Origin of the sequence: Micromonospora sp. 050-3 (genome assembly GCF_046549335.1) — a bacterium.
GTDB classification, from domain to species: domain Bacteria; phylum Actinomycetota; class Actinomycetes; order Mycobacteriales; family Micromonosporaceae; genus Micromonospora; species Micromonospora trifolii.
Genome location: NZ_JAJPVX010000001.1, coordinates 1,692,104 through 1,711,878, shown reverse-complemented (window position 1 = coordinate 1,711,878; position 19,775 = coordinate 1,692,104). Strand labels below are relative to the sequence as shown.

Here is a 19,775-nt window from a genome sequence, read left to right as displayed (position 1 = left end):
GGGCATGCACGCAGCGCCACCGGTTGGTAGCGTGCCGGTGATGTCGCCGGTTGCCGCCGGCAGTGTCCCCTGGGGAGGGTCGGCATGTGGGCGGACGACGCTGCGCTCGACGCGGCCGGACGCCGGCTCGACGAGTGGGAATCGTCGCTCGCCGAGCGGGCGGCACGAGCCAGGACCCTGTCGGCGACGATGCGGCATCTGACCGGCACCGCCCGCAGCGCTGATCGGACTGTCGACGTCACCGTCGACTCGACTGGCCTGCTGATCGACCTACGGCTCGACGAGCGCATCCGGCAACAACCCGCGGCGCACACCGCTCGGCAGATCCTGGAGACCACCGCTGCCGCGCGCGCCGACCTGCTCCGACAGGTCAGCGACGCAGTCGCGGGGTCATTTGGCGACGACGCCAGCGCCCAGGCCATCATCGACTCGTACCGCAGCCGGCTTCTCCCCGACCAGGGATCAAACGATGCCCGCCGGTGACGGCATCCAGGTCGACCCGGACGACCTGACCGCCCACGCCGCACGCCTCGACCGCTGTGCCAGCAGCCTCGACACCGCCCAGCAGGCAGGCCAGCACGTCCGGCTGGGCGCCGACGCCTACGGTCAGCTCTGCGCGATGATGCCCGTGCTGCTCGACGGCCTTCAGCGGACCCTGGTCGAGGGCATCGGCGCCGCCGCCGGATCGGTACGGGACACCGCCGGCAAGCTGCGGGTCGGCGCGGACCGCTACCGAAACTCCGACGCCCACGCCAAACACCTGCTCGATAGCGTGCGGCAGCACAGGTGACGTCGAACCCACTCGTCGCCGCCGCTGCGGACACCCCGCCCAGCGCATGGGCGGGCGTGTGGATCTGCGAGGACATCGAACTCATCGCGCAGGGCGTCCGCACCGGCAGTTGGATCGACGGCAGCCTCGGCGTCGTGAGCGCGAGCCTGGACGCCCTCGCCCTCGTCTCCGACCCGGTCGGCGCCCTGCTCCAGTACGGGATCGCCTGGCTCATCGAACACGTCAAGCCGCTCAGCGAAGCGCTGGACTGGCTCGCCGGCGACCCCGCGCAGATCACCGCACACGCCCAGACCTGGCGCAACGTCGCCGGCTCACTCCGCGACGAAGCCGCCGAACTGGCTCGCGCCGTCCGCGCGGACGTCGCCGGCTGGGGCGGCAGCGCCGGGCCCGCCTACCGCGCCTGGGCCAACGAACAGCAACAGGCCATCACCGGCCTCGCCCAGGGCGCCGACACCATGGCCGCCATCACCGAAGGCGCCGCCGGACTGGTGGCCGCCGTCCGGCTCCTGGTCCGCGACGCCATCGCCACCTGCGTGTCCCGCATCATCGTGTACGCGGGCGAACTCCTCATCACCGGCGGACTGGCCGCGCCGCTGGTCGTGGAGCAGGTGACGACCTTGGTCGCGTCGTGGGGGGCGCGGATCGCGCGGCTGCTGCGGGGGCTGCTGGCCAGCCTGCGGCGGCTGATCCCGGAGATGCGCCGGCTCGGCGACCTCATCGAGAAGCTCAAGCAGGCGCTGGGACGCATTCGGAACGCGCCGGATGCGGGCCCGGGCAGCGCAACTGATGGGGCACGGTGGGTCCATGGCGGCCATACCACTCGGCCTCGCAATCTGGCGGACTACGGACGACAGGATCATTGGGCGGAGGAGGCGTACGAGACGATCCGTCAACGGGCCGATGCCGACGTCATCGCTCGCCATGTCACGGACGCCCCCCGTCTCGACGGATCCCGAGGGTTCTCGCAGGAGGAGATCGAGCAGATCCGCCGACACATCTTCTTTGACGAGCACCCGATGGATGACTACGCGGGCGGGATGATCCATCAACGATACGATCCGAGCCCACCCATGGCTGAAGCATGGTTACGCTTGCGGCGAGGCAGTCCGTTGCCCGAGGATTACGCACTACTGGAGCACGAATTGGCGGAATTGCGCTACTACCGGGAACATCCCCAGGCGGCATACCGGGAAGCACATCTTGCCGCCAACCAGGTGTCCGACTGGGAGACGTCCGTACCAGGGCCGACCTATGAGGACTACTCGAGCGTTGGGGCTAGAACATGGGAATGATGGTGACCGCCCGGCGCGTGGAAGCAACAGGGGGTGAGGTCCGATACGAGTTCGGGCTGGATGACAAGTTCGACCGGATCCTGACAATCGATCCACGCACCCTCGATGCCAGTGTCGAAGATGGTGATTTCAACTCGGCGGCAGGTGCGATAACGGCAAAGATCGTGAAGGCTTGGCGGTCCAGCGGTGAGTTCCCGACGAGAATGCTCTTCGCAAGCTGAACCCGGTCGGGCTGCCCAGCTCCCGTCGGTGTCCACGTCAAGCGTTGTTCAAGGAAGTGGTGGACGCGACCTATTCGGCGAAGGCTCCCCTGAGCGCGCGAAGTCCGATGCCCAGAGCTCAACGGTACTGACGCTGCTGAGCAGCGAGGATCTCTGACCTCACCTCCGTTGGCAGCTCGACCACCTCGACTTCCAGCCCGAACCCGCGTAGTGCCGCGGCAGCCCAGGAGCGCGCGGTCGTGAAATGGTGGGCGGCCTCCGGGTCGGAGAGGCAGAGCACCAGGCGCGGCGAGGTCGGTAGCGACGACGCCACGAACATCAGTCGGAACGCGTCGCCGAGCACCTTGTGCTTCTGCGCGGACTTCGGCGGCCCCTGGTGCGCCCACGCCTCGACGAGGACGGTCAGGTTCTCGTCCGCCCCGTCGACCTCGACCCGGGACCCATCCTCCAGCACGAATCGCCGAGGGCTGAGTGCGCAGCGCAACCGGACGCCGAGCAACCCGAGCATCACGCTCTCGGCGTGCCGTTGCACCGCGCTGTCGCCGGCGGCCGGTGCCGGCCGGGTCTCCTGCCGCACGATCGGGGCCGCCGTACCGCCCTCCCTCGGGAGTTCGTTCACAATCTTGCCGGTGGGCCCGACGTATCTGCATATCCGACGGCTCTGCTCCAACCGGCGGCACACCTGGTTGATGGTCTGCCGCGGTTGCACGTCGAGCCGTCGGGCGAGTTCGTCGTCGTCGAGCGGCGTCCTGGTACGCAGCAACTCCTGCATGACCCGCTCCGCGATCGTGAGGCCCCTCATCGAAGTCTGGTTCCCTTCGTCCGGCTCGCTCATGGGCTGGTCGTTTGACTTCCGAAGGCGTCGTCCGGCCCGGACGCCGTCCAGCGCCGGTCAGACGGGCGCAACGGCGCGCCGCGCGAGTAGGCGGCGATACCGGTCATCAGGTTCGACCAGGTCTCGGCCCGCCACGTGGCACCCGTCCGGCTGACCAGCAGCAGACGTCGCCCGTTCCACCAGCCGTGCACCGCCGGCTCACCCTCCGACGCCACCTGCACGTCGGGGAAGTCGCGCAGGGCGTCGAGGGCGGAGAGGACGGCTTGACGGGTGGTCCGGCCGCCGGTGACGCGGACGACGGAACCACTGTCGAGCCAGGCACCAGTGAGCCGGTCCACCGCGTCGTGTAACGCCGAGCGTCCCAGGATCCAGCCGAGCTCGGCCACGAAGTCGGTCTGCCCGAACAGCAGGCCGAAGGTGTGTCCGCCCAGGCCAGCCGCGTACCGGCGGACCGTCTCCACCGGCACCGCCGCGAGCCATTCGGTCCACTCCACATACGCCTTCCGTAGCTCCTCGAACTGCTCGACGAGTTCGCTGTCCGACTCAATCCGGCGGTGAAGCCCGCTATGCAGTGCCACGAGCCCGATGGTGGCGAGGGCCGCGTGCTCGTCGTCCAGGCACTCCTCCTGGTCGGTCATCCACAGTTGCAGCACGACCCAGTAGAGAAGGTCGGACCAGTCGCTCGGATCCAGCCAGAGCCCGCCGGCGACCAAGGTCAGCACCAGTCGGCTGACGGCCAGCTTCGCCGGTAGCGACCATCCCTCCGACGCGTCGACCAGTCCTTCGATCTCACGTCGTAGTCGGGTGCGCTGGCCCGGCGTGAGCGCGTCCAGCACCGTCGCGACAGTCTCCGCCCGGGCCGGCGGCCTCTCCGCCGTCGTTCTCAGCTCCTCCTGCCCGACCCGGGGCGAAGCGCCGTTGTCCTCGTCCGCGTCGTCGAAGATCTCTTCGTCGGCTGGCGTCGACCGGCTCCGGCCGTCCAAGCCGAGGGTAAAACGCAGCAGCGCCGGCCCGACGGCCGCGGTGATGCGACCTTCCACCTGGCGCCGCCGGTTGATGCCGGGCGGGGTGGCGATGCCGTCCGGGCGGACCGAGGCCAGATAGGCGAGCGCCTCGACGAGCGCGGCCAGGTGCGCCTGGTCGGCGATGACGAGCGGCAGCGACGTGTGTTCCAGCGGGGACGGGCGGTCGATGCGCGACAGCGCGGCAGTCACGTCGGTCACCACCACGTCGCGGACTTCGACGCCCATGTCCGTCTCTACGTTCACGGTCGCTCGCCCACCGGATACGAGGGACCAGTCGGCAGCCGGGACACCGACGTAGCGGTGGAGTTTGCCGTCGCTGTGGTGGTGGTCGAGCCGCAGCCCGTCGACCATGAGCCATGCTGGGCCCAGCTCCGCGTCGGCGAGAACGGTGGCCTCCACCCACTCGGCGTCGACCCGGACCCCGAGCACGCGCAGGGGCGCCTCCGACGGGACGCGTTCGCCGGGTTCCCGTACGTGCAGAATCGCCGGCTGCGCCAGGTCTACCTCGTGGGCGGCTCCGGTGTCGATCAACGGGGCCGTCTCGGTGAGCAGGCCGAGCTCGCAGTTGCCACCCGTGGCCATGGTCCTGACCAGGGCGGCCATGCTGCAGTTTGCGCTGCCGGTCAGCGCCCACGACTGGTCGGCCGTTCTCCACTCCACGATCTTCGCGTGGTGGTAGCGGTTGCCCTTCGGGGTGGCGACCACCCCTGTCGGCGCGCGTTTGACCACTTGGGCGAGCGCGTCTGGGTCGCACTGGACGTCCCGGGTGAGCAGGAGGTGCAGTTCGTCGGGTCCGAAGCGGTCGAGCAGCCGGCGTAGCGCCTCCGCCCGCGGGTCGAAGAACGGGGCGGCGACCGCGAGCGACGTGACGTGCGTCTTCGGCACCGGAAGCTGCTCGATGATCGGCCGTACCGCCGTCGTCACCAGCACCGGCTGGCCGGGCGCCTGCCCCGCTGGACGGGCGGTGAGCAGCGCCGCGACCCGGTCGAGGCGTTCCCGACCGAGGTTCTCCACCCAGACCGCGGTGGGCAGTCGACGCAGCCAGGCAGCGAGGTCATGGAACAGCTGCGGCACCGTCTGGCCTGCGCCGCGCAGCAGCGTCCAGACCTCGGCGTTGTGGTGCCAGCCAGACGGAGTGGCATTGCCGGACCCGATCGCAACCACGGCGTCCGTCTCGGAGGCGATCACGACGAGCTTAGGGTGGAAGGCCCCGCCTCCCTTGCAGACGACCGGCAGGGCCAGGTAATCGGCCCGGCGGGGCCCCTGGGTGAGCTGTTCGGCGTCGTACAGGATGGTGGTGCGGGCGCGGACGGCCTGCGCCTCCCGCAGGCAGACGTCCTCGAAGAAGGACAGGTCACAGGTGTACGTGAGGACAAGAACCTCTTCGGCGTCGGCGAGCGGCCGACCGCGCAGCAGCGCCGGCGGGGCGGCTCCCCGCAGGTCCTCCCACGGCGTCACGACGTCACCTCCGTGGCGTGCCGGCCGGGACGCCAGGTGCCGCCGTCGTGCGCAACCACACCCAGTTGCTGCATGACGTTGGTGAAGGTCGGCAGCCGGAGGGAGACCGCCCCCCGGCCTTCCCGGCCTTCCAGGCGCCACCGGTCGCCGACGCGGCGCAGGCGGGTGGGCAAGCGCAGGCCGTACCGGGTCCACTGCATCTTCTGCCGGCTCACCGATTCGGCGCGATGGAACAGCGCGGCAGCGAGGTCGGAGACGGCATCGGCCAGCGGGCGTTCGGCGTCGCGCTCGAGCCACGCGACGACGTAGCCGGGGCCCAGGTCGTCGGAAAACGTGCCGACGAAGGCGTCCCGGGTCACCGGGTCAAGATGGTCCAGCCGTCGGGCGCCGACGGCGAGCAGCCGCAGCATGCCAAGCACCGTCCAGTCGTCAGCGTCGAGCGCGTCGTCGTACAAGTCGTGCTCGACCGGCAGCGGGGTGCCGGCGTGGTCGATCACTGGAGGGAGGCCGTCGACGAGCGCCTCGCGGACGGTTGCGTCCGGAAGAGCGCGGACGAACTCGGCGATCGCCTGCTCAAGGGTGCCGGTGCTGGACAACGGCGACACCAACCGCGCCCAGATCAGCCGCCACGCCCAGACCGACCAGTTGCGCAGCAGCGCACCACGCCAAACGAGGGCATGAGGGTGCAGGTCCTCGCCCACCAACTCCAGCAGCCCCGGCCGGAAGCAGCACCACCGGTCCATGGACATGTCGATCGACTCCGCCTCGACATGCTCGCCGGTGAGCGCCCCCACCAACAGCGCGGCGCTGCGCCGATGGGTTCTGGCGTAATCGAGATGGCCGCGGTCGACGAAGTAGGCGTTCCGCACGCACGTGCCGTCGGGGGCGTCGCCGATGGCGCACACGCACAGGTGACGCAGGGCACCGAGGTCCGCCACGGAGAGCGGCTTCTCCCGTTCTGACACGCTCAGCACCTCGTCGAGGGCAGCGAGCTGGTCGGCGTCGGCCGCCGGCCCGGGCAGGGGAATCCGTCCCCCATCGGTGAGACCGAGCACCGTCTCAATCCCGGCGTACGTCTGCAGGTAGCCGCCAGGTACTCGGCTATACGCGTCGGCCACTCGACCGACATCGACGGCACGCTGCCGGTCCAGTTCGGGCCGAATCGTGTTCACGCCGTGTGACCCGAAGGATCCCGCCCGTAGGTGGTGGTCGTCGCCGCTCTCGCCGTGCGTAACGGACACCGCGCCCAGCACGACCTCAGCGCGGCGAACCAGCGCGCGGAACTGTCCCAGGTCCGCCTTGTCGGTCCAGCCCCGCCGCCGCGCCTCGATCGCGAGACGGGCGTGCAGGGCTAGGTAACGGGCGTGGGGGGTGGTGGTGATGACGCCGGGAATCAGCCCTGCGGCGTGCGTGCCGATCACAGTCTCGACGGCGAGCGGCTGGCGGCCGGTGTCCTCCGGAGTGTCGGGTTTGAGCGTCCACGCCGGACCCTGCATCGCGGTCACCAGCGCTTCCTTAGGTTTCTCGGCTGGTCGACAAGGTCCATCGCGCTACGGAAGCAGACTGACACGACGCGGCCAGCGAAGTGACGGATAGCCGACATGCTTGTGTTGTCAGCGGCGCAGGCGGCGGTTGCTGGGGCCCTGGTGATCAGCGCCGAGCAGGCAGCGAATCACCAAGGCGCGCTGCGGCGACATCCTCGATTCCGATGGGTCGGCACAGGCGGGCGCGCTGTTGGCGAAGCTGCGCCGGAGCGGCTTCGACGTCACCCACGACGAAGGGCTGGATCGGTGAGAGTCCCGATTCGGAGAGGGCCCGGCGGCTGCTTCGCCAGCACCGCTACGCCTGTTGACGTGTCCCAAGCGGTCGACGGCGCATCGACGGGAAGCCGTCAGAACAACCTCGGGATACGCCCTTCGTCAACCGTGGTGAGCTTGGCGGCGCCCTGTACCGGCAGGACGCCGCCGGCCGCCAGGTCTGCCACAGAGATCAGCCGACCGGCGCAGATGCGATCCAGTAGGTCCAGCTGCCGCGGTTCGGCAGCCACGCAACCGCCGAGCACCGCGAGTTGACCCCCAACAGATGACTCAACAAGAGGGATATCGCCTTGTCCTGCCAGCCTGGATACGACCCGCCGCGCCCGCACCACGCGTTCGACCTTTTCAGTCACTCGCGTGTGGACAGAACGCGGAATGAGGTGCCGCTCCGGTTGAGCCGGGGTGACCTGCTTGACACGTACTGTGATGCTCCCGCTGTCGATCATGGAGGATGTGGGATGGCGCTCGATGGACCGGTGGTCAGCCTCGTCGAGATCGAGCCGGGGTTGGCCGTGCTCTTCGGGGACGAGCCGCCCGTCGGCCTCGACGTGATCCCCTTCGAAATGATGAGCCCTCAAGCAAACCAGGGCCTGACCGACAAGCTCGCGATGGCCTCGGGCATCGGCAATCTCGCGGCGCAGGGCGCACAGGGTGCGACCACAGTGCAGGGGCTGGTGCGTTTGGCGCCCGAGACGTTGAAGGCGCTCAACACGTCGCAGCCGATGACGTCGGGCGGCTGGAACCTGGGTTCCCTCGTCACGAGCAAGGGAAAGATCGCCGCTTCCGTACGCTGGGCACCGGTGACGGGGGCACAGGCCGCATCCATACTCACCGCTCTCGGGCCGGCCGCCGCGCTCCTGGCGCTGCAGGTACAGCTGGCGTCGATCTCACGTCGTATCGACGAGAACATCCAACTCACCCGTGACGTCCTTCGGGCCCTGCACGAGGATCAGTGGGCGACGCTGATCGGCCTGCACGAGACGACAATGCGTGCCGTGCGTGAGGCCCAAGCGGTCGGCAGCGTCAACGACCACGTCTTCGCCTCAATTGCGACCAGGGATGCCGATCTGCGCAAGCAACGGCACCTGTTCATGTCCCTCGTCCGCAGGCACATCACGGCGCTCGCCACCGACGGACAGAGCCGTCGCGCCTACGTTCAGCAGAACGTCGACCAGATCCTTGCCGACGCGCACGGCATGCTCATGGCGGAGTGGTCCTGGTACCGCTCTCAGGTGTTGCGCGCTGGTCACATCAGCCGCGACGAGGCGAATGCCGCCGAGAACGAACGGCTCCTGGCCGAGTTGGTCGCCGAGACTCAGCGCGAACACACCCGAGCCATGGACGACGTGGGCGATCTCCTCGCTGGCCTTGAACGTCAGTGCCGTTTGATGGCCGAACTTCCGGCCGAGTGGAGCCTGCCGTTCACCACGAAGCGTCAGAACATCCGCGACACCGTTGCCATGGCCGAGGCGTTGGCCGAGCGGGTGACGACCCTTCGCAACCGCGTTCACACGCAACCCGCTCCGCTGGATCCGCCTCTCACAGTATTCGCTGAGGCTGTGCCAGATGACGTGCTGCGAATCCTCCGGTGGGTCCTACCTGGCGAGGAACCCTTGCTGACCATCGCCGACGTCAATCTTGACCGCCTCGTCGGCGAGGATGCGTACCTCGGCATCACACCCGCACGTCTGTTCATCTCCACACAGAGCGCGATTCGCAAACAAGGCGTGATCGAGCGCGAGTTCCTACTCGCGGACGTTCGCTACGTGCGGTTCCGCGAACGCGACAAGCGAGGCCCGGTTCTGGACATCATCACCACGGACGAGAACATCAAGCTCACTTTCGACGACTGGGCCGCCAAGGGGCAGGGGTTGGACGACACCCGCCGGCTCGCCAATCTCCTGGCCGCAGCGATGGATCTACCCGAATCCGAGCGGCGTACCGACCCGCTGCTGAGCGGCGAGTCCTCGACGACGCGGGCGCTCACCCGGTAACCGCAAGGCGTTCAGCAACGAGCCTCCGTCGGCGCGCAACTCGTACGGGTAGGGTCCCAATCATGACGATTCCCCACTTGACGGCAGCCGACGGCACCACTCTGCCGGCGATCGGGCTCGGCACGTACCGGCTGAACGGCTCGGCGGGTGTCGACGCGATCGGTCAGGCGATCCGGGCGGGTTACCGGTTGATCGACTCGGCGGTGAACTACGAGAACGAGGGCGCTGTCGGTCGGGCGGCCCGTTCGGTCGGTGAGGTGCGGGACGAGCTGGTCGTCACCTCGAAGTTGCCGGGGCGGCACCACCGCTACGACGAGGCGCTGACCACCATCGAGGAGAGTGTGTTCCGCACCGGTCTGGACCGGGTCGACCTGTACCTGATCCACTGGCCGAACCCGAAGGTCGACCTGTACGTGCAGGCGTGGCGGGCGCTGATCGAGGCGCGTGAGCGTGGGCTGGTTCGGCACATCGGGCTCTCGAACTTCCTGCCCGAGCACATTGAGCGACTGGTGGCCGAGACCGGGGTCGCCCCTGTGGTCAACCAGATCGAGGTGCACCCGTACTTTCCGCAGCAGGAGGCGCTCGACTACCACCGGGAGCACGGCATCCTGGTGCAGGGTTGGAGCCCGCTCGGCCGTGGCAACGACCTGCAGGAGCACCCCGTGGTCGTGGAGATCGCGACCGCGCACGGCGTCAGCCCGGCGCAGGCCATCCTCGCCTGGCACGTGGCCCGTCAGGTGATTCCGCTGCCCAAGGCCGCTTCTCCGCAGCGGCAGGCCGAGAACCTGGACGTCTTCGGCATCAAGCTCACCGATGCGCAGGTCGAGGCCATCACCGCGCTGGGCCGCCCGGACGGGCGGCTCGCGGACCAGGACCCGGCGGTGTACGAGGAGTTCTGACGGACCCGACCCGCTGACTGTCGGCGGGATGGGAAAGCATGGGGCGTGCTCGACGGACTTGACGACATCGACTGGGCGCGGCTGAGCCACGCCTACGGGGCGGCCGACGACGTACCCGGCCAACTGCGCGCGCTGCTCTCGCCTGATCCGACCACCCGGGGCGAGGCCCTGCTCGACCTCTACACGAATGTCTTCCACCAGGGCAACCGGTTCGAGGCGAGCGCGTACGCGGTGCCGTTCCTGTTGGAACTGCTCGCCGATCCGGCCACCCCGGACCCGGCGGCGGTACTCGGGCTGCTGAGCGCCCTGGCCGTCGGGTACGGCGGGCGTTTCCTGCCGGAGGGCTTTCCGGTGGCCGAGTACCGCCGGGCCGCCGAGGGCGGACGGGAGTTGCTCGCCGCGAAGCCGCCACCGTGGACCGGCACGGACGAGTCGCAGAAGGAGTACGTCGAGTACACGTACGCCGAGTCGCTGTCCGCGGCGGAGCGGGGTCGGCTGTGGGCGTACGTCGAGTTGGCGACCTACGATGCGGTGCGCGCCGGGGTTCCGCTGTTTCGCACAGTGCTGACGCATTCCGATCCAAGCGTGCGGAGGGTCGCGGCGTACGCCCTCGCCTGGTTTCCGGAGGAGGCCGACGGCAGTGTTTCCGCGCTGGCCGGCGCGGTCGACGCCGTTCAGGAGCCGGGCGTCGAGTCGACCCTCGGCGAGCTGGCCACCATGTTGGTGGCCTCGGGGCTGCTGGGTGCCGCGCCAGACGTCAGCTGGTTGGCCGATCCGCGCCCGGTTGTTCGTTGGGCGGCCGCGATCGGTCGGGCCCGCGTCCTCGGCACGGTGGCCGACCAGGCGACGGTCGAGGAGCTGTTGAACTGGGTGTCAGCGCTACCCGACGACGCCGGCACCGGGCCGGTCGAGGACGAGTGGGTGCCGTTCCTCGACGGTGATCGCGGCCGCTACACAGCGCTCGCCCTGCGGCAGCTCGGCCCGCAGCACGAGGACCGTGGCTTCGAAGCGCTGCTCGACCGGCTGCCCACCGTCGGCGGCGAGCAATCGGTGACGGTGTTGGGTGTGGCACTGCGCCTCGCGTTCCCGGATGGTCCGGCGGCGGCAGGGACGCCGGTAGCGGCGTTGCTGCCCCGGCAGCGACGACTCGCCGAGGTGTTGGGCCGGTCGACCGAGCCGTGGCTGATCGACGGGCAGGAGTTCGACAACGTGACCATGCTTGTCGGATATTACGGCCTGCCGAGAGGCCGCGAGGCGATGCTGACGTACCTCGGGCGCGTGCCGTGATCGGCCGGCACCGTCCACCGGGGCAGCGGTGTGCGAGGAGTTCTGACCGAGCCGGCGTGCGAGTGCCCTGACGAGCATGATGACTGTGCGGCATCAATATGGCCATGAGTCATCACGCTCATCCGCACATGTGCCACCGATCGCGGCGCCGACCCGCGTCGCCCGGGCCGCCGGCGGCCCGGGCGACGCGACGTCGCTTAGACCAACCCGCCGAGGGCCGGGTCGCTGATGCTGTCCTTGCCGTTCTCCACATGACCCGCGCAGCGGTACGCGAAGTCGGCGTCACCGGCGACGTGGACCGTCAGGTCGTACCAGCCGTGGGTGCGGGCGAGCGCCCACGTGGCGCGCTCGGTCTCGCCGGGGCGCAGCGACAGCTTGACCGGTCGGGCGTTGTACCCGTCCCGGATGGTCACCTCGACCCGCTTCGACAGGCGGTTCTTCAGCGTGAGGGCCAGCTTGTAGTCGCGCTCGTCGTATGAGGGGGTGACGTCGAGGTGGGATCGACCGTCGGTGAATCGGCGGAAGAACCCGTTCGGCCCGTGCACCGACAGGTCGTACCCGGAGGTGACCGGCCAGGTGTCGGTCAGGTGCTTGCCCGGCTCGACGGTGTAGCTGCGCGGGGCGTCCGCGCTGCCGGCCTGGCGGACCTGGAAGACCGCGGCGACCCCACCGGAGTTGCGAAAGTCGATCCGGAACGAGTCGTCGCCGAGGTGCCCGTCGGCGTGCAGGGTGTACGGGATCGGCCGCGCCGGACGTACCCCGTGCTCCTGCTTCGGCAGCCGCTGGTCCGCCGGCGGGACCGGCACCTCGTCGGGGTGCCGGACCAGATCCTCGGGCTTGAAGTCGTCGGTGTCGGGCAACCTGACCTCGCGCGAGCGGTTCGGGTGCCGGAAGTCGAAGGCTGTGGTCAGGTCGCCGACGACGGCCCGCCGCCACGGGGTGATGTTCTTCTCGATCAGGTCCGGCCGGCCGTGCCCGAACCGCGCCTCCAGGAACTTGATCAGTGAGGTGTGGTCGAAGACCTGCGAGTTCACGTAGCCGCCGCGCGTCCACGGCGAGACGATGACCATCGGCACCCGGATGCCGAGACCGTACGGCCCGGCCGGGTGGTCGGCGTCGCCGGGGAAGATCTCGTTGGTGGTCGGCACCGTCGACTGCCCGTGCTCGCGGGTCTGCGGGGGCGTCGGCGGGACCACGTGGTCGAAGAAGCCGCCCTCCTCGTCGTAGGTGATGAAGAGCGCCATCTTGCTCCACACCTCGGGGTTCGAGGCGAGGATGTCGATGACCTGGGAGATGTACCAGGAGCCGTACGCCGGCTCCCAGTTCGGGTGCTCGGTGTACGCCTCGGGCGCGGTGATCCAGGAGACCTCCGGCAGGCGTCCCGCCTCCACGTCGGCGCGGAAGTCGGCCAGCAGCGCCTCCGGGTCGCGGCCCTGGGTCCTGACCTCGGTGCCGGTCTTGGCCCTGTCGGCCAGCGGCGTTCCGGGCTGCGCGTTCTGGTACTGGTGGAAGTAGAGCAGCGAGTTGTCGCCGTAGTTGCCGATGTACGGGTCGTTCGTCCAGCCCCAGGACCCGGCGGCGTTCAGGCCGGTGCCGACGTCCTGGTAGATCTTCCAGGAGATGCCGTTGCGCTCCAGCCGCTCCGGGTACGTGGACCAGTCGTAGCCGGCCTCGGCGTTGGTGATGACCGGGCCGCCGCCCTTGCCGTCGTTGCCGACCCAGCCGCTCCACATGTGGTAGCGGTTCGGGTCGGTCGGGCCCATCAGCGAGCAGTGGTAGCTGTCGCAGACGGTGAAGGCGTCGGCGAGCGCGTAGTGGTACGGCAGGTCCTGGCGGGTGTGGTAGGTCATCGCCGTGACGCCCTTGTTCGGCACCCACTTGTCGAACCGGCCGTCGTTCCAGGCGGCGTGCCCGTCGTTCCAGCCGTGCGGCGGGTCCGGGAGGAAGGTCTGGCCGAGATCCTTCACCTCGGGGCGGAAGGGCAGCAGCTCGTCGGTCCCGTTGGGCTGGTGCCACACGTCCTTGCCGGACGGCAGTGTCGCCGGATGGGGGTCACCGAAGCCGCGTACGCCCCGCATGGTGCCGAAGTAGTGGTCGAAGGAGCGGTTCTCCTGCATCAGAATGATGACGTGCTCGACGTCCTTGATCGAGCCGGTCCGGTTGTTCGCCGGAATGGCGAGCGCCTTGCTGAGGTCCAACGGGAGCGCCGCGCCGATCGCGGGAACTCCCATCGCCTTGAGGAACGTGCGGCGATCCACAGTGCCCATAACTCCGCCTTTGTGCGACCTGGTCGGGAAACTGGCGACCTGACGCTACCGACGACGGGTTGACGGCAGATGACAGTAGTTAGTTGGTTTTGCGACCACTCGTCGACCGGCTCTGGGCCTGAAAGAGCAGCCGCTCAGGCCGCCGTTGTGTCGGCCCGGGTGAGCCGTCGATGCCCGCTCGGGCTCATGCCGTGCACCCGTTTGAAGGCCGCGCTGAAGCCGAAGGCGTCCGCGTACCCGAGGTGCCGCGCCACGGCGGCGACCGTCGCTGTCGATTCGGCCAGCATGTCGGCGGCCACTGTCATGCGCCAGTCGGTCAGGTAGGTGAGCGGTGGTTCGCCCACCAGCGCGGTGAACCGTTTGGCCAGTGTGGATCGGGAGACTCCGGCCTGCGCGGCCAGGCTGGCCAGGGTCCACTGACGGCCTGGCGTGTCGTGCATGGCGCGCAGCACCGGGCCGACAGTGTCGTCGCTCAGCGCCCGGTACCAGCCGGGTGCCTCGGCCTCCGGCTGGTCGAACCAGTCTCGCACCGTGCACACCAGCAACCAGTCCAGGAGGCGGTCCAGCACGACCTGTCGTCCGGGCCGACCGGCGTCGAGCTGGGCGTCCAGGTAGTCGCGCAGCGCGGCGCAGTCCTGGTCTTCCGGCACGACGAGCACCGGCGGGAGCGCGCCCAGCAGCCGCTGCGGCACCCGACCCCGGACGTGGTACACCCCGACCAGCAGCACGAGGTGCTCGGTGTGGTCCGCGCCGACCGGGTCGACCCTCCCGGTTTGGCCACGCCGGACGTCCCGCAGTTCCCCGGGCTCGAAGCTCGACCGGGGCTCGGCGGAGAAGACGAACGGCGCCGGCCCGCGCACGGTGGCCGCCTCGCCGACCCGGACCAGGCGTGGCTTGTCGCTCTCCGGGTGGGAGATCCAGCCCTCGCCCCGCATCGGGACACAGAGCGTCAGCGGGGCGCCGTCGGTGAACCGCAGCGCCGACGGTGGCGTCAGCACCGACCGGCCGAAGGCCGCGCCGTCGGCGTGCAAACCGCGCAGCAGATTGTCGAACGGGTCCATGTCACCGACGATAGATCGCGGAGGATGGACCGCGGACGATCGGACATGCCTGGGGTACGACAGGACATGTCCCGCCCTCGGCCGGGCGCGTTGACTCGTGGTCATGACGACTGACGCACCTTCGATACTCGTGATGGCCGGGACCGGCAAGACCGGTCGTCGGCTGGTCCAGACGCTGCGGGCGGCGGGTCAGCGCGCCCGGGCCGCCTCTCGCTCCGGTGAGGTGCGGTTCAACTGGTCGCGGCGGGACACCTGGCGCCCGGCACTGGCGGGCGCCTCTGCGGTCTACCTGCTGGCCCCGGAGGACCCGGCGCTGGCCACCGACTTCGTGACCCAGGCGGTCGACTCGGGTGTCGGCCGGATCGTGGCGCTCTCCGGCCGGGGGATCGACCAGGTCGGTGACTTCTCCCCCGGCATGGTCGCCGCCGAGGAGGCGGTGCGGAAATCCGGCATCGAGTGGACGATCATCCGGCCGAACAACTTCAGTCAGAACTTCAGCGAGGACCTGTTTCGCCAACCACTGCTCGACGGTCGGCTGGCCCTGCCGATGGGCGCCACGCCGGAGCCGTTCGTCGACGCCCAGGACGTCGCCGACGTGGCCGCGACGCTGTTGACGTCGCCCGGTCACCACGAACAGGTGTACGACCTGTCCGGTCCACGTGCGCTCACCTTCGCCGCGGCGGTGGCGACGATCGTCCGGGTGACCGGCCGTTCGATCCGCTACGTGGAGCTCACCCCGGAGCAGTACCACGCCGAACTGCTCGCCGAGGGTTATCCGGCGGAGACGGCCACGGCGCTGAACGCCCTCTTTGCCGGGATGCGGGCGGGCCATCTCGCCGAACCGACCGACGGGGTACGGCGGGTTCTCGGACGGGACCCGCTCGACTTCGACTGCTACGCCGCCCAGGCTGCGGCGGCCGGCGCCTGGTCGTAGTGAGCCCGCCGGGCGGCATGAGAGCGGCGTAACAGGTGATCTGCCCGCATACCGTGAGTACCCCGACGTACCGTGAGATCGTGCCGACGAGAGAGATACTCACCAAGGCCGACCTCGCCGAACTTCGCCGCTCGGCGCTCGGGACTGCCGATCCGCTCGGTGTCGCCGCCGACCTCGCGGAGGCCGCCGAGCAGGGCCGGCTGGAGGACCCGGACGACGCCGGGGACGCGCTGACGCTGGCCGCCGAGATCGCCGAGACCCGGGCCAGGCCCGAGGCCGCGCTGCGCTACGCGGAGCAGGCCCTGGCGGCGTACCCGTCCGGCGATGACCCCCGGGCCGGGTTCGCCCGTGCGCTGCGGGCCCGCGCGCTGTTCCGGGCCGGTGAGCGCGACGACGAGGCGATGGCGGAGTTGACCGCGTTACGCCCGTTGCTGCTGGTGCAGCCCGACGCCCCCGCCTACGTCAGTGCCGCGCTGGACGCCGGTGGGCGTTCGTCGATCGCCGAGACGTGGCTGAGCGAGGCGGTCGACACAGTGCTCAACGAGCGCGCGACCGCCGCGGCCGGGCCGGCCAGCACCGCTATCGACCCGGTGGTCGATCTCGGTCCGCCGGAGGCGCCCGGTGTCGCCTTCTTCCTGTTGCAACAACGGCATCGGGTACGCCGGAATCTGAACCTGCCGCACGACCGGCAGGACGACCTGGCGGACCGGTTGGAGACCCAGCTCGTGCGTCGGGCCGGGGAGCGTCGGGACGCCGAGTCGGATCTACTCTTCTGGCCGCGGGCCGAGTTCGATCGCCTGCTCACCGAGCATCCCACCCTCACGGAGGTGTACGGGCCGGACTGGGACGCGCACCGGGGTCGGTTGGAGACGGAGTTGGTTCGGCTGCGGGGTGCCGGTCAGGCGGGGTTGGGCCTGTTCGGTGCGACAGTGGCCGGGTTGACCGCGTTCGCCGGTCGACGTGGCGGCGATCCGGCCGACGTGGCGGTCCGGGCCGGCTACGCGGCTGAGGTGTCGGCGCGGCCCAGCGCACGGATCGCCTGGCCGCCGGAGCGCAACGACGCCTGCTGGTGTGGTTCGGGCCTCAAGTACAAGAAGGACTGCCTACCGCGCTCCCGTCGCTGACCGTGGCGGGTTCGCGCTGGGGCGGCCGACCTGACACGGAGTAGCGTCCCTAGCGGCTTTGACGTCAATAGCCGTTAGGAGCGACCTCGTGCTGGTCATCGCGCATCTCAGTGACACCCACCTCGACAGCCATCCCCGGTCGGCCGAGCGGACCGCCCGGGTCATGGACTACCTGCACGGCCTGCCACGACCTGTCGACGCGATCCTGATCACCGGGGACATCGCCGACCACGGCGAGGTGGCCGAGTACGAGACCGCCGCGAAGCTCTTCGACTCCCCGCTGCCGGTCATGGTCTGTCCGGGCAACCACGATGTGCGCGACGCGTACCGCAAGGGTCTGCTCGGTGACGACGGCGGCGGCACCGGGCCGATCAACGCCCGCCACGACGTGGCCGGGGCGGTTTTCCTCCTCGCCGACTCCTCCGTGCCCGGCGCGGACGACGGTCACCTGGACGAGGAGACGATGGCCTGGCTCGCCGACGAGCTGGGTTCGGTGCCGGCCGAGACGCCGACGTTCATCGCCCTGCATCATCCGCCGGTGGTGCTGCACCACCCGGTCATCGACCCGATGCGGCTTCTGCCGGCCGATCCCCTGGCCGAACTCGTCGCCGCCCATCCGCAGGTCGTGGCTGTGCTGACCGGGCATTTCCACACCGCCGCCGCGAGCACCTTCGCGGGTCGTCCACTGCGGATCGCCCCTGGTGTGGTCTCCACACTGCGGATGCCCTGGGAGGGCGACGGCCCGTTGACCACCCAGACCCAGCCGCCCGGCGTCGCGTTCCACGTGTACGACGACGCCGGGCTGCTCACCACCCACTACCGGGTGGTGGTCTGAGCATGCGCGGGGTCGCTGTGCTCGGCTTCCTGCTCGCCGTCGCGCCGATCACCGCCACGCCGGGCGCGAGCCTGACCCTGGTCGTCTCGCGGGTCGCCAGCGGCGGGCGGCGGCAGGGCTGGTGGGTGATCCTGGGTACGGTGACCGGGCTCTACGTGCACGCCACGCTGGCCGCTGTCGGCCTGGCCGCGCTGGTGCTCCGCTCGTCGCAGGCGTTCTGGGTGGTCAAGCTGGTCGGGGCCGGTTATCTGGTCGGGCTCGGGCTCTGGATGCTCTGGTCCGCGTCGCGCCGTCGCCTGGGGGCGGGACGGCGACCGACGGTTTCCGCCCGAAGGCTGCCCTGGCGCGTGGACCACCCGTACCTGCAAGGGTTGCTCGGCAACGTGCTGAACCCCAAGGCCGCCGCCATCTACCTCACGTTGGCACCGCAGTTCCTCGAACCGGGCCGACCGGTGCTGGTGCCGATGGTGCTTCTCGCCACGGCGCACGCCGCGCTGGCCACCTGTTGGCTCGCCGGCTGGACCGTCGTCTCTGGTGCCGCCGCGCGGTTGCTGCGCACCGCATCGGTGCGACGAGCGCTCGATCGGCTGACCGGCGCGCTCCTGGTCGGCCTCGGCGTCCGTGCGGCGGCGACCTGAGTCTGCAGTGGTCGGCGCGTCGCCGACTCTAGGACGGAGCACTGAGGCAAATCAATACTTGAAGAAGTTAAATATTCGCCTTAGATTTCGTCCATGTTTCCTGGGATCGACACCGGTACGTTCGCCGGGCCACCGGCGGCCACGGCGGTCTTCACGACGGTGCTGACCGAGGGGCCGGTGAGTCGGGTCGCGCTCGCCCGCCGGCTCGGGCTCTCCTCCGCCGCCGTCACCAAGGCCGCCCGGCCGCTCATCGACCTGGGTTACCTGCACGAACTGGCCGCCACCGAACGCTCCGGACCGGGCGCCGGACGCCCCGCCAGCCCGCTCGCAGTGCGCGCCGAACGTGAGTTCTTCCTCGGCGTGAAGATCACCGCCGACGAGGTGATCGGTGTGGTCTGCGACCTGCGCGCGCAGGTCCACGCCAGCGCCCGCCGGCCGCTGGACGACCCCGACGTCGACGCGGTCCTCACCGAGATCAACCGGCTCGCCGACGACCTGTTCGACGCGTTCCCTGGCGACCGCACCCGGGTCCGCCGGCTCGGGCTGGCCCTTTCCGGCGACATCGACCGCGGCATCGGCCTGGTGCGCTACTCACCGTTCCTGCACTGGCGGGACGTGCCGCTGGGTCGACTCGCCGCCCAGCGCACCGGTCTCACCGTCACAGTGGAGAACGACGTCAAGGCGCTCACCGCCGCCGAGCACTGGTTCGGCGAGGGAGTGGTAGCCGAGTCGTTCGCCCTGGTCACCGTGGGCACCGGCATCGGCTGTGGGCTCGTCGTCAACGGCCGCCTGGTCTCCGGCTCGTACGGCGTGGCCGGCGAGATCGGTCACCTCACCGTCGACGCCACCGGCCCGGACTGCCACTGCGGTGGTCGCGGCTGCGTCGAGTCGATCGCCGGCACCGACGCCATCGTGGCCCAGGCCCGCGACCGCACCGGCCGCCCCGACCTCACCATCGACGAGGCGGTGGCCCTGGCACGCGGCGGCCACGAGCAGGTGCGAGCCATCTTCGCCCGGGCCGGCGGCGCGATCGGTTGCGGCATCGCTGCCGTCGCGAACCTGGTCGGCCCCACCCGCATCGTCGTGTCCGGTGAAGGGCTGGCCGCGTACGACCTGTTCGACAGCCACATCCGCGCCAGCTTCGAACGGCAGGCCTTCGGCGCCGCCGCGCGGTGCCCCCTCTCCATCCGCCCGTTGCCCTTCGAGGAGTGGGCCCGCGCGGCGGCGGCAGTGAGCATCCAGTCGCTCTTCGTCCCGTGACCCGGCGTCACCCCGGCCACCGGCCGTCCATAGCGCCC

18 protein-coding genes are annotated in these 19,775 nt (G+C 70.0%); 12 read left to right on the top strand and 6 right to left on the bottom strand.

Translation table 11 applies throughout. The annotated features are described in order from the left end of the window. Positions 1–84 precede the first annotated feature (84 nt). The 4 genes from ACLJOK_RS07735 to ACLJOK_RS07720 are packed head-to-tail and all read left to right on the top strand — an operon-like array spanning position 85 to position 2,303. Complete coding sequence (locus tag ACLJOK_RS07735) at positions 85–483, top strand: YbaB/EbfC family DNA-binding protein (protein WP_410817186.1); 399 nt, start codon at positions 85–87, stop codon at positions 481–483. Continuing rightward, the gene (locus tag ACLJOK_RS07730) at positions 470–790 is read left to right on the top strand and encodes a type VII secretion target (protein WP_410817184.1); all 321 of its coding nucleotides are present in this window, start codon (positions 470–472) and stop codon (positions 788–790) included. The genes ACLJOK_RS07735 and ACLJOK_RS07730 overlap by 14 nt, the downstream gene beginning before the upstream one ends. After that, positions 787–2,082: a WXG100 family type VII secretion target gene (locus ACLJOK_RS07725; RefSeq protein WP_410817182.1), complete on the top strand. Its 1,296-nt coding sequence runs from the start codon at positions 787–789 to the stop codon at positions 2,080–2,082. The genes ACLJOK_RS07730 and ACLJOK_RS07725 overlap by 4 nt, the downstream gene beginning before the upstream one ends. Further along, entirely contained in the window at positions 2,079–2,303 is a 225-nt protein-coding gene (locus ACLJOK_RS07720) for a hypothetical protein (protein ID WP_357566941.1), read from the top strand. Before ACLJOK_RS07725 ends, ACLJOK_RS07720 begins: the two co-directional genes overlap by 4 nt. Positions 2,304–2,421: 118 nt before the next feature. Here the strand turns inward: ACLJOK_RS07720 and ACLJOK_RS07715 are convergent, their stop codons facing one another. From ACLJOK_RS07715 to ACLJOK_RS07700, 4 genes are all read right to left on the bottom strand, one after another. Then, the gene (locus ACLJOK_RS07715) at positions 2,422–3,105 is read right to left on the bottom strand and encodes a hypothetical protein (protein WP_410817181.1); all 684 of its coding nucleotides are present in this window, start codon (positions 3,103–3,105) and stop codon (positions 2,422–2,424) included. 29 nt (positions 3,106–3,134) lie between these two features. Further along, the gene (locus ACLJOK_RS07710; protein WP_410817179.1) at positions 3,135–5,621 is read right to left on the bottom strand and encodes a hypothetical protein; all 2,487 of its coding nucleotides are present in this window, start codon (positions 5,619–5,621) and stop codon (positions 3,135–3,137) included. Then, on the bottom strand, positions 5,618–7,126 hold the full coding sequence (locus ACLJOK_RS07705) for a hypothetical protein (RefSeq protein ID WP_410817178.1): 1,509 nt from the start codon (positions 7,124–7,126) through the stop codon (positions 5,618–5,620). The genes ACLJOK_RS07710 and ACLJOK_RS07705 overlap by 4 nt, the downstream gene beginning before the upstream one ends. A gap of 386 nt (positions 7,127–7,512) precedes the next feature. Beyond that, positions 7,513–7,884 carry a hypothetical protein gene (locus tag ACLJOK_RS07700; RefSeq protein ID WP_410817177.1) on the bottom strand — a complete coding sequence of 124 codons (372 nt, stop codon included), beginning with the start codon at positions 7,882–7,884 and terminating at the stop codon, positions 7,513–7,515. 12 nt (positions 7,885–7,896) lie between these two features. Here ACLJOK_RS07700 and ACLJOK_RS07695 point away from each other — a divergent pair, with 12 nt between their 5' ends. The 3 genes from ACLJOK_RS07695 to ACLJOK_RS07685 all read left to right on the top strand — a co-directional run bounded on the left by ACLJOK_RS07695 (position 7,897) and on the right by ACLJOK_RS07685 (position 11,618). Further along, complete coding sequence (locus tag ACLJOK_RS07695) at positions 7,897–9,432, top strand: hypothetical protein (RefSeq protein ID WP_410817175.1); 1,536 nt, start codon at positions 7,897–7,899, stop codon at positions 9,430–9,432. Between the two features lie 62 nt (positions 9,433–9,494). Beyond that, positions 9,495–10,331, top strand: a complete 837-nt coding sequence (locus ACLJOK_RS07690; protein WP_410817174.1) for an aldo/keto reductase — start codon at positions 9,495–9,497, stop codon at positions 10,329–10,331. Between the two features lie 45 nt (positions 10,332–10,376). Beyond that, on the top strand, positions 10,377–11,618 hold the full coding sequence (locus ACLJOK_RS07685) for a HEAT repeat domain-containing protein (RefSeq protein WP_410817172.1): 1,242 nt from the start codon (positions 10,377–10,379) through the stop codon (positions 11,616–11,618). A 197-nt stretch (positions 11,619–11,815) separates the two neighbouring features. On the opposite strand, the gene ACLJOK_RS07680 is transcribed toward ACLJOK_RS07685, so the two are convergent. Next, positions 11,816–13,885, bottom strand: coding sequence for a phosphocholine-specific phospholipase C (locus ACLJOK_RS07680; protein WP_410817170.1), 2,070 nt, complete (start codon positions 13,883–13,885; stop codon positions 11,816–11,818). Between the two features lie 134 nt (positions 13,886–14,019). Then, complete coding sequence (locus ACLJOK_RS07675) at positions 14,020–14,946, bottom strand: AraC family transcriptional regulator (protein ID WP_410817168.1); 927 nt, start codon at positions 14,944–14,946, stop codon at positions 14,020–14,022. 103 nt (positions 14,947–15,049) lie between these two features. On the opposite strand from ACLJOK_RS07675, the gene ACLJOK_RS07670 reads away from it, so the two are divergent. The 5 genes from ACLJOK_RS07670 to ACLJOK_RS07650 all read left to right on the top strand — a co-directional run bounded on the left by ACLJOK_RS07670 (position 15,050) and on the right by ACLJOK_RS07650 (position 19,737). Beyond that, complete coding sequence (locus ACLJOK_RS07670; protein WP_410817166.1) at positions 15,050–15,880, top strand: NAD(P)H-binding protein; 831 nt, start codon at positions 15,050–15,052, stop codon at positions 15,878–15,880. Positions 15,881–15,960: 80 nt separating this feature from the next. After that, positions 15,961–17,004: an SEC-C metal-binding domain-containing protein gene (locus ACLJOK_RS07665; protein ID WP_410817164.1), complete on the top strand. Its 1,044-nt coding sequence runs from the start codon at positions 15,961–15,963 to the stop codon at positions 17,002–17,004. A gap of 88 nt (positions 17,005–17,092) precedes the next feature. Then, positions 17,093–17,839, top strand: a complete 747-nt coding sequence (locus tag ACLJOK_RS07660; protein ID WP_410817162.1) for a metallophosphoesterase — start codon at positions 17,093–17,095, stop codon at positions 17,837–17,839. Positions 17,840–17,841: 2 nt separating this feature from the next. Beyond that, positions 17,842–18,477, top strand: coding sequence for a LysE family translocator (locus ACLJOK_RS07655; RefSeq protein ID WP_410817160.1), 636 nt, complete (start codon positions 17,842–17,844; stop codon positions 18,475–18,477). Positions 18,478–18,570: 93 nt separating this feature from the next. Beyond that, positions 18,571–19,737 carry an ROK family protein gene (locus tag ACLJOK_RS07650; RefSeq protein ID WP_410817159.1) on the top strand — a complete coding sequence of 389 codons (1,167 nt, stop codon included), beginning with the start codon at positions 18,571–18,573 and terminating at the stop codon, positions 19,735–19,737. Positions 19,738–19,775: the final 38 nt, after the last annotated feature.

Excerpts from the sequence above, each read along its gene's own strand:
- ACLJOK_RS07720 (WP_357566941.1), top strand. The coding sequence starts at position 2,079 with ATGATGGTGACCGCCCGGCGCGTGGAAGCAACAGGGGGTGAGGTCCGA.
- ACLJOK_RS07670 (WP_410817166.1), top strand. The coding sequence starts at position 15,050 with ATGACGACTGACGCACCTTCGATACTCGTGATGGCCGGGACCGGCAAG.
- ACLJOK_RS07655 (WP_410817160.1), top strand. The coding sequence starts at position 17,842 with ATGCGCGGGGTCGCTGTGCTCGGCTTCCTGCTCGCCGTCGCGCCGATC.
- ACLJOK_RS07650 (WP_410817159.1), top strand. The coding sequence starts at position 18,571 with ATGTTTCCTGGGATCGACACCGGTACGTTCGCCGGGCCACCGGCGGCC.
- ACLJOK_RS07715 (WP_410817181.1), bottom strand. The coding sequence starts at position 3,105 with ATGAGGGGCCTCACGATCGCGGAGCGGGTCATGCAGGAGTTGCTGCGT.
- ACLJOK_RS07700 (WP_410817177.1), bottom strand. The coding sequence starts at position 7,884 with ATGATCGACAGCGGGAGCATCACAGTACGTGTCAAGCAGGTCACCCCG.
- ACLJOK_RS07675 (WP_410817168.1), bottom strand. The coding sequence starts at position 14,946 with ATGGACCCGTTCGACAATCTGCTGCGCGGTTTGCACGCCGACGGCGCG.
- ACLJOK_RS07695 (WP_410817175.1), top strand. The coding sequence starts at position 7,897 with ATGGCGCTCGATGGACCGGTGGTCAGCCTCGTCGAGATCGAGCCGGGG.
- ACLJOK_RS07680 (WP_410817170.1), bottom strand. The coding sequence starts at position 13,885 with ATGGGCACTGTGGATCGCCGCACGTTCCTCAAGGCGATGGGAGTTCCC.
- ACLJOK_RS07730 (WP_410817184.1), top strand. The coding sequence starts at position 470 with ATGCCCGCCGGTGACGGCATCCAGGTCGACCCGGACGACCTGACCGCC.
- ACLJOK_RS07690 (WP_410817174.1), top strand. The coding sequence starts at position 9,495 with ATGACGATTCCCCACTTGACGGCAGCCGACGGCACCACTCTGCCGGCG.
- ACLJOK_RS07735 (WP_410817186.1), top strand. The coding sequence starts at position 85 with ATGTGGGCGGACGACGCTGCGCTCGACGCGGCCGGACGCCGGCTCGAC.